Genomic DNA, 12,181 nt, shown 5'->3' with positions numbered 1-12,181 from the left:
ACCCAAGGACGCCGGCACGGCCCGCCACGGGGAGCACCTGAATGGCGCCGTTGCGGATGCCATGGAAGGGATCACACCGGGAAACCGGATGCGCGACGACGGGCGGTTGCGCCTTTGTCTGACGGGTCAGATCCGGCCCGCGAGTGCTCTGCGGCAGAGATCCTGCGGCCCTGCCCCTTGCACCAGCAGGTCGCGGGCACGGCGGGCGCGCAGCGAGGCTGTGGCGTCCTTAGAAAATCGTGCCGCCACCTCTGCGATGCCCTGGGCATAGAGCGTGGGCGTGTGATGAGTTTCGAGCCGGGTGCGGCCTGCGGCCCCGATGCTCTGGCCTGTCATGCGGTCGCGATCCAGCCGGCGGACCAGATCCTGCACCGCGTCCCTTTCCTGCTCCAGCGGGATCTTGAAGGCGGTTCCCTCGGGCAGGGATCCGTACCAGCCCAGATCGGTCACCACGGCGGCGGCAGAGGCGTTCCAGATGCGCAGCTGGCTGCCCGAGGCCTCTCCCATCGTCGGGTAGCGCAGGTTGAAGACCAGATGCGCCTCGGCCAGCCGCGCGTCGAGCTCGGGCTCGGGCACGAAACCGTGGATGCGGACGCGGTCCGCCAGCCCCAGCGCGTCGAGGCGGGCCTGCACATGGGAGGGATCCCAGACGTTGCCCATGATGTCGAAGCGGAAATCGATCTCGTGACGCAGCGGCGAGAGCGCCTCCAGCACCTGTTCGAGCCGCCGGTTGGGGCCAATGTAACCGAACTGGACAAAACGCAGCGGGCCGGTGGTGGCGCGCGCCGCCGGAGCCGCCCTGTCCGAGGGGCGGAACGGCAGGTCGAGATGGTAGGCCGGCGCGATGCCCGTCGCCTGAACCGCCTGAAAGGCGGCCGGGGTATGCGCCAGCACCGACACCGCGCGGTCCAGCGTCAGCTCGAAGCCGGGATGGCTGTGCGCCAGCTCGATGGGCCTCATCTGCCCGTCGAACACAGCCCGCGCAGCCGCAAGCCCCGCCGGGCCGTGCCAGCGCGACATCTCGGCCTCGTATGTGGCGCGGGACAGGCGGCGGTTGTGCATGGCGTCGAAGCACAGTTCCTGGATCGCCAGGTCATGCAGCACGACAATCGACGGGATCCGCCGCACCAGCCGCAAGAGACCGGAATGAAACACCCAGGAATTGCCGATATGCACGAAGACCGCGTCCGGGCCGGATCCGCGTCCCGCGCGGGCGAAATCATGCGGCAGCACCCGGTCGGGATCGAGATAGCGCACCGGGCAATGCGCCTCGAGGCTGCGGTCCCAGTCGCGCGCATCGGTCCAGAGGGTCAGGTCGCAGGCCGCGGCCAGCTCCGGCAGGATGCGGGCCGTGTAATGCGCGATGTCGGTCTCCGCCTCGGGAAGCGGCGAGACCCAGTGCACCTTGGGCTTGCTGGTTTGCGTCATGCCCCCTGCCCCGCCAGAGGCACGGTTTTGACCATGTGCAGGAAGGCGGTTTCCGAACAGGGCAGCGACAACGTGGGCGCGCGGCCCGAGCCTGTCATCACGCCGACCCCCGACTGGTAGAGATGCAGCCGCAGGGTGCCTTGCGCCTCGGTGCCCTCCGGATCGAGCCGCAGCGTGATCTCGGTGCTGTCATGCGGGCCGACGGGGCCGATGAGGGGCTGCATCAGGTGCTGGTGGCGCAGGTCGCCATCCGGGGCGATCCATTCGGCCAGGACGCAGGTCGCCAGCGCGCCGGAGGTGGCCCACCAGGCGGGGCTGTGGTTCTCGACCGTGATCCGGGTCAGGCCGGTCTGCCCTTCGGTCCGGGTCAGGCGCAGCGCGCCGGACATGCGCAGCGGATCGCCGTGGTAAAGCCGGGAGGGCGCGCCCTGCGGGTCGCCGGATTTGCGCGCGAGGTAAAAGATCGTCTCGCCGCGCAGGGACAGGTCGTCGCCGCGTCCGACAAGAAGCTCGGCGATGCCGGGGTCGATCCTGCGGTCATAGACATCATGGGTGGTCAGCGACACGGTCTCGAACCCTGCCGCCTGTCCCAGTTCGGGCAATTCCCGGGGTGCATATTCGCGGTTGTGCCGGCCATAGACGCCGCCCGAGGGCACGAAGATGCCGAAGGAATAGGGGGCGATGCCGTTCAGCATCTTCCACACGCCCCGGTGGCTGGTGACATTGGGGGTGGTCAGAAGCAGATGCCCGCCGGGTTTGAGCACGCGGTGCGCCTCGGCAAAGAGGAAATACGGATCAAGGGCGAGATGTTCGAGGATCTCCATGCCCGTGACCAGGTCGAAGCTGGCGTCGTCATAGGGCCAGGGATCGCGTTCGGAATTGGCGGCCTCGAGCCGGATGTCGAAATCGGGCAGCGCCCCGTCCTGTACGGATCGGACGGTTTGCCTGTACGGATCGGGTCCTTCCCAGAGCCCCGCCTGTTCGATCTCGGCAAAGCGGTTGGCCAGCAGCGCCTGGAAGACCAGGGGCGGGAACACGCCCACGTCGAGCGCGCGTGTCACCGCAAGCCCGTCGAGCGCGCGCAGCGTGGTCATGAACCGGGTCCAATGCGTGCCGAGATAGCCGGCCAGGCCCGCATCGATGGGGGGTGCGGCATCGCCCAGAAGGCCGGGCAGCTCGTCGAAGGCGTACGCCCCCAGCACGTCCTCGATGCTGTCGAAGGGCAGCCCCTCCGGAGGCTCCGGCGGGGCGACAGCGGCGCTCAGCGCTTCGAGGGCGGCCTCCTGCGGGGGCAGTCCCGGTGCGGCCTCCACGGCCTCCTCAGGCGCTGTGCGGGCCTCTGTGGTCGCCCCCGGGGCCTCCTCCGGCCCCCCTGCCCTGCTTTCGGGCACCGGAACCGGGTCCCTGGGGCGGTCGATGGACCCAGTGAGGGTTTCGACCACATGATCCCAGGAGATGTTCATCGCGTGGTAGCGGTCGTGCCCCGCCTGCCCCATGCGCTCGGCGCCGGCGGTGTCGGCCATCACCTGCTCGAAGGCCTTGGCAAGGGCCGCGGGTTTGGCGGCGGTGACAAACCCTTCCGCGCCATCCGAGATGAACTCCAGCGGGCCGCCGGCATCCGTGACGGTGATCACCGGCTTGGCGGCCAGCATCGCCTCGAGCGTGATGTAGCCGTAATCCTCGTCCTGCGGCACGAAGACCACCGCGCGGGCCTCGGCGTAATGGCGCAGCAGGGTGGCGTCATCGACCGCGCCGAGCCAGGTCACCCGGTCGGCCACGCCCAGCTCTGTGGCCAGGCCAAGCAGCTTGTCCTGGTAGGCGGGGTTCTCGGCCACGCCGGCGATCACCAGCGGGATGCGCGACCGGGTCGCGGCCAGCCCGCGCAGGATCAGTTCGAGCCGCTTTGAGGCGTTGATGCGGCCGGGCGCGAAGAGGTAATCGCCATAGCCCCCCTGCCGCATGGCCTCGGCGTTGGGCGGCGGGTGGTAGAGCGGCGCTGCGTCCAGTCCCAGATGTTTCTTCAGCCGCGCGGCCACATTGCCGGAATTGGCGTGGATCGGGTGCGGCGTGTCGGCAAAGGCGGCGCGGTCCTCGGCCATGATCAATGCGCGCAAGGCGTCGCCATCGGGGTCCTGCAGCAGGTCGGAATTGCCCAGGTCCCATTGGTCATAGGCCTGCCGGTGCTGATGGATGACCCAGTAGAGCTTGTTGGGATGCGGCGCGAGATAGGCCGGGAATTTCAGCCCGATCACCATGTCCACCGGCACGCCTTCGACCTCGGTGAGATCGAGCATCCGCGCGGCCAGGATGTGATCGGCCAGCACCTCGCCGGGATACCATTTGAAGGGCAGCGTGATTTCCACCGCCTCGTGGCCGTGGCGGCTCAAGGCGTGCACCAGGTTGGCGGCGTGCCGTTCGGCCCCGCCGGTGACAAAGGGCACCTGTGTGCGAAGAACGCCAATGCGCATGGGATCAGTCCTTGTTGGGCCGGGTTCCGAGCACCGCGAGATCCTGCGGGCCGAACATCAGGAAGGCCAGTTCGTCGTTGAAATCGGTCTTGTCGAGGAATTCGCCCATGCGCTCATGCGGATTCAGGTGGCGGATATCCACCGGGTCGAAGCCGGCGGTCTCGAACAGCACGCCCAGCACCTGTTCCGGCATCGGTTTGAGATGGGTGGGATCGGTGTGGAAGGTGGTGGCGCCGACCAGCACGTTGCGGGTGTCGGGCGTCTCGAACAGGAGCACCCCGCCGGGGGCCAGCACGCGCATCGCCTCGCGGGTGATCCAGGCCACCGCGTCGAAGGGCAGATGTTCGACCAGGTGATGCGCGGTCAGCACCGACAGGCTGGCATCCTCCATCTCGGCCAATGCGGCCAGCGCATCGCCCCGGCGCGCGTCCAGCCCGGCCGCGCGGGCGGCCGCGATCTGGACCTCGTTGGTGTCGACGCCGAAGGCGTCGATCCCGGCCTCTTGCAGCAGGCCCAGCCATTCGCCGCGGCCGCAGCCGATATCCATCGCCGGTTTGCGCCCGGTGCGCAGATACGCGGCTTCGACATCGGGCAGGTAGATGGACAGGCGCGTCGTGATCTCCTCGACCGTGCCGCGATAGCGGTTTTCCAGCCGGTGATAGAAGCTGTCCTTGAACAGCGCGAAGCCGTCCGAGGCCGGGAGCGACACGGGCGCGGGGGCGCTCTCGGGCCGGGGCGTGTCGGCGGTCCCGGTTGCGGGGGCCAGCCGGTCGATCCGTCGGGTCAGGTCACTGAAAAGCTGCGCCAGAAGCGCGGTTTCGGCCTGTGCGGCGCGCATCCTGGCGGTGATCTCGGTGCGCAGGTCGCGGGCCTGGGCCTCGGCGCGGTCCTGCTGCGCGTCGATCCGGTTGGCGAGGCGGTGACCCTCGTCCATGCTGGCCAAGTGCCGCGCCTCCCATGCGGCGGACAGGGCTTCGATCCGATCTTCGATGGCCGCAACACTGTCGAGATGGCTGTTGAGCAGATCCTCGACGTGGTCGCCCCGGTCCCACGACTGGCGGATATCCTGGCCGAACTTGCCAAGCTCGCCTTCGATCGCATCCATGCGCAGCTCTGCGGCGGTGATGCGTTTGCGGGCATCCTTGGCCATGCCTTCGGTGCGGCCGAATTTGAAGATCGCGGAGATATAGCGTTCGAGGCGCTTGAGAGGGGTCAATTTGCGGTCCCTTCGCGGATTGGGCGGATTGGGGGGCGGGCCACCGGGGCCGGTCGCGCCGTTTGGTGCGTGCGGGGCGCTGCCGGGTTTGAGCAGGCCCCGCGCCCGCGCGGTGATCCCGCGCTTTGCTTCGGGTGGCGCGGCCGGTGTCGCCCGGGCCGGATGGGCCGGGACCGACAGGCGCGCCGCCGCGTCCGGAGTGAAGCGGTTCACAAGTGCCGTATCCGGCGCATTTCCCGGCCTGGAGGTCTGTGACGACATCGGTTTCGATCCTGCCTCGCGCTTGGTGGCGGTTGCGATATGACATCCCGCGCCTCGGGGCGTCCAGACTGCCATTGCTTATACGGGTCTGCGCTTCAAGCGCCAGATCGGCATGGCGCGCGCCCTGCCCCGCGTCATTCGTCCTGTGCTGCCTTGTAATGCGCCCAGGCTTCTTCGATCACCACGCCTTGCTGCACGCCGCGATGACGCGCCTCGGCAGCGATCTCGCGGGCCACGTCGGGCATCACCTTGGCATGCACCTGGCCGGTGCGCGGGCTGGGCTTGCGGCCGCGGCGTTTTTTCGGGGCGCGCTCGACGAAGCCGTGCTTTTCCGCAGCCTCGTCGCTGCGGGCCACGGTCCGGGGACTGCTGTCCTTGGGCTTGGAGCGCAGTTTTCCGGGGGTGACAGATATGCCGAACGGGTTCTTTTCGGTCATCCTATCCCTCCCCTGCCAGGCGCCGGTAGACCTGCATCGCAAAGGCGCGGGCATTGTCACGCGCCCCGATCATGTTGCCTTGCGCGGGCATCGAGTGCAGGTCCCCGCCGAATGCGAACAGGCCCGAGAAGGCGGCCCGTTCCAGCAGCGGCGGGTCGATCACGTCGACGGCCTGTTCGCGCAGCGAGATCTCGATCCCCTTGTGCTGTTTCGACTGGATCGCCTTGGTCATCGTGAAGACGACCGCATGCGGGATCCGCCGATCCAGCGCTTCCTCCTCCTCGGCGATGAGCTGCAGTGCGCGCGCGCCGATGGTGGCATCCAGCGTGGTGGCGCGCATTGGCGTCAGCACGAGATCGGCCTGGGAAATGGCCCGGCTGACAAGCCGCGAGGCGACCCCTTCGAGATCGACGATAACGATCTGGCCGTCGCTGTCATGCGCCTTGATCGTGCGCACGATATTGGCCTCGGACACATCCGACAGCACGTCGATATGTTCCGGCAGATCGGATTGGCCGGCCCAGAGCGTCAGCGAGCGGTTGGGGTCGCAATCGAGCATCGTGACCGGCACGCCTTCATGCGCCAGTTCGGTGCCCAGAAGCACGGCCGTGGTGGATTTTCCGGCCCCGCCCTTTGGCGAGGCGATAACGATGGTGGGCATGGGGGTCCTGCTCGTTTCTTGTTTACCGGATAAAAGTAATAACCGGATAAGTTTGAAAATCCAATAACCAAAATTACCCGGTTATATGAAATATCTGGTAATTATGCTTACCAGATAAGTAAAAAAATCCGGTTAATACGAATACCCGGTATCCAAAAAAATCCGGTAAGTCTTCCACAGACTCACACTACGCAGCGCCGGACGCCCTGGGCGGCCCGAAACAGCCGAACGAGGCGTCACCGCGGCCAAAATCATGTTGCCAATCCGCCACGCTTTGACGTGACTAAAATGAAAAATACAATAAAAACAGTATCTTACGAAGGTTCAAGCTGGGGGTGTATAAAGCACTATACACAGGTATAATTTTCGCTATACTTTTTTCTTGTTGGGCTGGAGTCGACGGGTTAGACACCACTCCAGTTGAACCCTGTCGGTTTTGCCGGGCGACCTGCGCCATGCGCATTCGTGTTCGGTGGATGGCAGGTAGGGACAACAACGATCGTTGATGGGGCCGAAATAATCGGGCACCGAAATTTAAGAGGATGACAAGCTATGGCTCTTGACCTAAGCACGCTGCCGACTGACCAGCAGATCGCAGCGATTTACATTGGTTACTATGACCGTGCGGGCGAACCGGATGGGTCCACCTTCTGGGAAAACACGCTTGAAGCCGACAATGGCTTTGATCTCGCGGCGATCGCGTCCGATTTCGGCACGCAGTCCGAGACGCTCGAGGCGCATCAGTTCTTCGAAAATCCCACCGCAGAGGAAGCGAACGCATTCCTTGCCGACCTTTACCTGAACCTGTTCAACCGTGACATCGACCAGGATGGCCTCGACTTCTGGGCTCCGATCCTGACGGGCGTGATCGACGGCGAGACGTTCGACAGCACCGGTGACGGCAATGATGACATCACCGAAGTTGGTGACATCATCCTGGCGATCATCCAGGGTGCACAGGATGTCGAAGGCGGCGATCAGGACAGATCGACCATCCTCAACAAGATCCTCGTCGCAACCGAGTGGACCAACGCCGCCGAAGAGGCTGGCGCGACCGACGCATTCGCCGATCTGGGCCAGGAAACCCAGGACAGCGCCAAGTCGATCATCGCGGGTGTGACCGACGAAGGGTCCACCGTGACCGAGGCCAAGGCGACAATCGCCTCCGATTTCGCCCCCGAGCCGGTGCCGGGCAACGACATCTTCCTGACCAGCGCGACCGACGTCAACGGCATGCCGAACCAGATGACCGGCGAGGTTCTGGAAGCGACCGATGACAACGATACGTTCTGGGGATATTCCGCGCAGAACCCGATGGCGGGCGGCCTGTCCAACACGCTGTCTTCGGCTGATCGCCTGGACGGTGAGGGTGGTAACGACCGGATCTACGCCGAACTGAGCTTTGAGTTCTTTGGCACCAACGGGTTTGGCCTGACGGATATCCAGCCGCAACTGACCAGCATCGAAGAGATCGACATCGAAGCGCGTGACTTCGGCCTCGATTTTTCCGATGACTTTGCGGATGATGACATTACAGACTTGACCGGCAACCCATTCCTGCCGATCACGGTCGATGCAAAGGAAATCACCGACCATGTGGAAATCGGGTCCTATAAATCCGATGGTGACCTCAAGATCGAGAACCTGACCACGCTGACCGAAGGTGGGTCCGCCCGGAACACCTCCGAGATCACCGTGACCATGGATCACACCGACAACTTCAACAGCGACAATGACGCCTCCGACCTCGTTGTCCTGTTTGACAATGATTACCTGCTGTCGGGCCAGACCGAAGAAGGCTTTGCCGATTTCTTCTTGCTGGACCAGGATGCAGAGCTTGCACTTAAGAATATCGGCCCGAGCGCGGCCGAGGGTCGTCTGGACGATCTCGACAAGAACGGGATCGAGTTCCGGATCGACACGGATGGTGACGGCGATGTCGACGGGGATGACGACCTGATCGAGGTTGCTTTCGACGATACATTGATCGTCAACGATGACATCAACACGCATGAAGAGTTCCGCGACGCGTTGCAGGATCCGCTTCAGGCGCTGATCGATGACGGCATCCTGCCTGAAGGCACCACGATCGAACTGTTCGATCATGGTCAGGTCGTGCTTGATAACGAAGGTCGGAATGCCAACCAGGCGGTTCTGGATGACGGATCGCGCTCCGATCTGATCCCGGCGGTCCGCGTCGAGCTGGGCAATAATGGTCAGGTTGAGCCCGTTGGTTTCTCGACCCCCCAAACCGAAGTTCCGCCGTTCAACTTCTTCGGCCGCGTCAAGAGCGAATTCGAAGAAACCGATGAGCCGATCTCCATCGACATCGACCTGCACAAGGTGGGCCGTGGTGGCGAAGGCGGTGACCTCGTGGTTGGCGGCAAGGCCGACAGCACGAACGAAGGCATCGCCGGTGGCATCGACGTGTTCAACATCAACGTCAAGGGTGTTGGTGGCGAAGGTGCGGATGCCAAGCCGTCCAATGTCGGTTCGATCACCTCGACTCTGGGTGCGCTGAATGTCGTCAATATCGCGACGGATCCGGATTTTGTCGACGGTGACAGCTTTGCCAGCCTCGTGGTGCGCAACGGCTTCAACGGCAACCTCGACGAAGTTGACGCGGATGGCTTCCTCGGCAACCTGACTCTCGGGTCTGGTGCAAGCCGCGACGGTGATGGCCTCATCAACAACGTCGAAACCCTGAGCGCCATGGGTGGCGGTGACATCACGGTCAATGCCGTTCTCAATGAAGCGGGCGTCGCGTATGATTACGACACCGGAGCAGGCGACGACAGCATCAACATCCTGCTTGACGGTGATGCAGTCGACTATGCCGGGTCCGAGCTGGACGTGTCCACTGGCGGCGGCGACGACAGCGTGTCCGTGGTATTCGATTTCGATGCCGGCGATGGCGCTGATGACGAGAACAACCAGCTGAACCAGGCGATCCTCGACAATGTGAACGTGGAAACCGGGTCGGGTGACGACACGATCACGATCGACAGTGTTGGCAATGCCAATATCGACGCCGGGTCGGGTGATGATTTCATCAACACCTCTGGCTCCTCGGCATCCTCTGCTATCTGGGCTCTGAATGTCGATGCGGCCCGTGCGGATGCGCAAGGCGGTTTCCCAACGACAACTCCGCCAGAAGACCTCCCGGGTGAGGAAATGTCGCTGGCCTATATCGGTGGTGCAACCGTGACCGTGACCCTGTCGGGTGCCGGTGTCGGAGCGGATGGCGTTCCTGCACTTGCCGCCGGTGGCGGTATCATGGCGTATGGTGAAGATGGTGCAGTCGCGGGTGATGACGGGTATGAATCCGAAGTCACGATCGACGGCCTGATCAACGGCAATGAGTACTTCGGGACACAAGCCGACATCAACGCGGCAGTTCTCGAGGCGATCAATGACGATCCGATCCTGGGTCAATTGCTGACAGCGGAAATCGGTGCCAACAACACGTTGGTCGTCGCGTCCACCACATCCGGTGCCTTCGAAGACATCGACCTGCGGGTTGATATCGCACAGGAAGTTCAGGGTGACGACGAGCCGGAAGATTGGGATGCCGTGGAAGCGGAAGCCCAACAGGTCTTCTCCAACTCCTCCATCACCATCGAAAGCTTGGCTGATGCCAATGGTGGAGGCTGGGCAAGCCTCGGAAGCAGTGCTGATGCCGACGCATGGTACGACGGTCTGAGCGTGGCGGATGATGACAACTCCATGGCTGCCGGCGTTGGCGATGGCCTGTCCAACCTGCACACCGCGGGTACGGCATCCACGTCCGAAACCGACAATGTCATCGACGGCGGCGCGGGCGACGATCTGATCGTTCTGTCCACCGACGCTGTTGCACTGGCCGATCCGGCCTTCACGCCGGGCGACAACAACCTCATGATCAACGGGGCCAGCAACGAGACCATCGTTCTGACCGGTGCGTCCTTTGGCGATGACACGGTGATGAACTTCGGCGTGGAAGGTGACGGGATCGACTTCCTCGATTTCTCCGCTTACCTGACGAGCCTGTTCGACCAGTCGGACAACGCGGATGCGGATGACGACAGCTCCGACTCCGATGTGTTGATCCCGGTCACGGTCGAGTTCAACGCCGATGACGTCGAGGCCAATGAGGTCGCGATTGTCGGCTACACCGACGACACGGACGAGACTCCGGATTTCGACAGCCTGTCCGCATCGGATATCGAGGACCTCTTCAACACCGATGACGAGGACTACGACGGCTCCCAGCTCGACGCGAATGCCTTCTCGGTCAAGTCCGACTACGACAAGGACGACCAGGAACAGCTGATCGGCGATGCCAAGGGCGTTCTCATGGTCGAGAACGAGGACAATGACGGTGAGTACAAGGTCTTCGAACTGACCTGGAGCGGCGATGCCGAAGATGCGGACGATGTCTCGGCCAACCTGCTGGGCAGCATCGACTTCGGCGACTCGCTCGACGGTCTGTCCGGTGAGAACTTCGTCGGCTCCGACGCCTACATGGCGCTGCTGGACGGCGGTATCGATGCACCGACCGATCCGACAGACCCGACTGATCCGACGGATCCCACCGATCCGACAGATCCGACGGATCCGACAGAGGTGGTTGTGCCGGTAGGCAGCACCGAGGATGTCCCGGCGACCGACGACGCGGAAGCCTTCTCGTTCGACGCCGAAGGCGCCCGGGCAATCGAGGCCGACACCCAGGTCGACATCACGGACTTCGATCCGGCGGATGATAGCCTGATCTTCGACCTGCCCACGGCGTCCGGTCCGACCACGCTGGATGCGCTGGACGGGGTTCAGGGTGTTGTTGTCCAGGACAACCCGTTCGTGCCGAGTACGCTTGTCACCTTCGGAACCGATGATAACGGCGACCTGATCTCGCTCGAACTGATCGGCGTGACCGATCCGTCGGCTGTCAATGTCGACGTCATCTGATCTTGATCGGTTGGACTGACTGAAAATGCACACGGTGGTTGCCACAAGTGGCAACCACCACACCTTCGCAAATATTTTTTGGAGTAACCAACATGGCTGTCTTTACTATCACCGGCGACACGCCCCCAGAGATCGGTGGTGCTGCCACTGACGATCGGTATGTCCTTGACGCATTCAACGTCGAACCTAACCAGGAACTGACGATCACTGACACTTTGGGCACCAATGTGATCCAACTGACGGGCGGGCTCGAAATTGCGTCAAGCTCGGTTTCGTCAAACGCAATGCAGCTGACGTTGAGCAATGGCGCGGTCATCACCATCCTTGGGGCTGACACATTCGACTTCCAGACCGGCGGCAACGGCGTGAACGGCACCGGTGGCACAACCGAAACCTTCGATGATTTCGTCACCAACACGCTGGGCCTTGCGGCGGTGCCGGCCGAAGGCGACGCTCCGGAAACTGGCGGTGCCGTGACCGTGGACGGCGGCGGCGGCACCGGTGGCGGCGCTGGTCAGACCTTCACGCTCACGGCAGATGCGGAAAGCGTTAACGGCACATCTGGCGATGACACTATTGATGGGTCTTTGGCGAACAGCCTGGAAGGTGACACGATCACCGATGCAGGCGGAACCGATACGCTAAATGCAACATTGTCCGCTGATTTGACCGACGCGACCACAGTCGTTGGTATCGAGAACGTCAACTTAGACATTGACGCCATCGGTACGACAGTAAATGTGGATGCGGACAACATCGTTGGTGC

General features: G+C 63.5%; 7 protein-coding genes. 2 read left to right on the top strand and 5 right to left on the bottom strand.

Translation table 11 applies throughout. The features are described 5' to 3' along the window. Positions 1 to 126 precede the first annotated feature (126 nt). The 5 genes from LCF59_RS16825 to LCF59_RS16805 all read right to left on the bottom strand — a co-directional run bounded on the left by LCF59_RS16825 (position 127) and on the right by LCF59_RS16805 (position 6,471). A complete protein-coding gene (locus LCF59_RS16825; protein WP_292288780.1) occupies positions 127 to 1,428 on the bottom strand; it encodes a glycosyltransferase in 1,302 nt (433 codons plus the stop codon). Further along, positions 1,425 to 3,896 (bottom strand): glycosyltransferase, encoded by a 2,472-nt coding sequence (locus LCF59_RS16820; RefSeq protein WP_292288779.1) that lies wholly within the window; start codon positions 3,894 to 3,896, stop codon positions 1,425 to 1,427. The genes LCF59_RS16825 and LCF59_RS16820 overlap by 4 nt, the downstream gene beginning before the upstream one ends. 4 nt (positions 3,897 to 3,900) lie before the next feature. After that, entirely contained in the window at positions 3,901 to 5,373 is a 1,473-nt protein-coding gene (locus LCF59_RS16815; RefSeq protein ID WP_292288778.1) for a methyltransferase domain-containing protein, read from the bottom strand. 134 nt (positions 5,374 to 5,507) lie between these two features. Then, entirely contained in the window at positions 5,508 to 5,810 is a 303-nt protein-coding gene (locus LCF59_RS16810; RefSeq protein WP_292288777.1) for a chromosome partitioning protein ParB, read from the bottom strand. Position 5,811: 1 nt separating this feature from the next. Further along, on the bottom strand, positions 5,812 to 6,471 hold the full coding sequence (locus LCF59_RS16805) for a ParA family protein (RefSeq protein ID WP_292288776.1): 660 nt from the start codon (positions 6,469 to 6,471) through the stop codon (positions 5,812 to 5,814). 552 nt (positions 6,472 to 7,023) lie between these two features. On the opposite strand from LCF59_RS16805, the gene LCF59_RS16800 reads away from it, so the two are divergent. After that, positions 7,024 to 11,415 (top strand): hypothetical protein, encoded by a 4,392-nt coding sequence (locus LCF59_RS16800; RefSeq protein ID WP_292288775.1) that lies wholly within the window; start codon positions 7,024 to 7,026, stop codon positions 11,413 to 11,415. 47 nt (positions 11,416 to 11,462) lie between these two features. Further along, a partial coding sequence (locus tag LCF59_RS16795; RefSeq protein ID WP_292288774.1) for a hypothetical protein occupies positions 11,463 to 12,181 on the top strand: 719 nt, incomplete at its 3' end.

This window comes from Marivita sp. (assembly GCF_020055675.1).
In the GTDB taxonomy this organism is placed as follows: Bacteria; Pseudomonadota; Alphaproteobacteria; order Rhodobacterales; family Rhodobacteraceae; genus Marivita.
Note: the sequence above shows the minus strand (reverse complement) of the source record. Positions and strands in the feature narration are given on the sequence as shown.

Coding starts and splice junctions, on each gene's coding strand:
- LCF59_RS16815 (WP_292288778.1), bottom strand. CDS start 5,373: ATGTCGTCACAGACCTCCAGGCCGGGAAATGCGCCGGATACGGCACTT.
- LCF59_RS16820 (WP_292288779.1), bottom strand. CDS start 3,896: ATGCGCATTGGCGTTCTTCGCACACAGGTGCCCTTTGTCACCGGCGGG.
- LCF59_RS16800 (WP_292288775.1), top strand. CDS start 7,024: ATGGCTCTTGACCTAAGCACGCTGCCGACTGACCAGCAGATCGCAGCG.
- LCF59_RS16810 (WP_292288777.1), bottom strand. CDS start 5,810: ATGACCGAAAAGAACCCGTTCGGCATATCTGTCACCCCCGGAAAACTG.
- LCF59_RS16805 (WP_292288776.1), bottom strand. CDS start 6,471: ATGCCCACCATCGTTATCGCCTCGCCAAAGGGCGGGGCCGGAAAATCC.
- LCF59_RS16825 (WP_292288780.1), bottom strand. CDS start 1,428: ATGACGCAAACCAGCAAGCCCAAGGTGCACTGGGTCTCGCCGCTTCCC.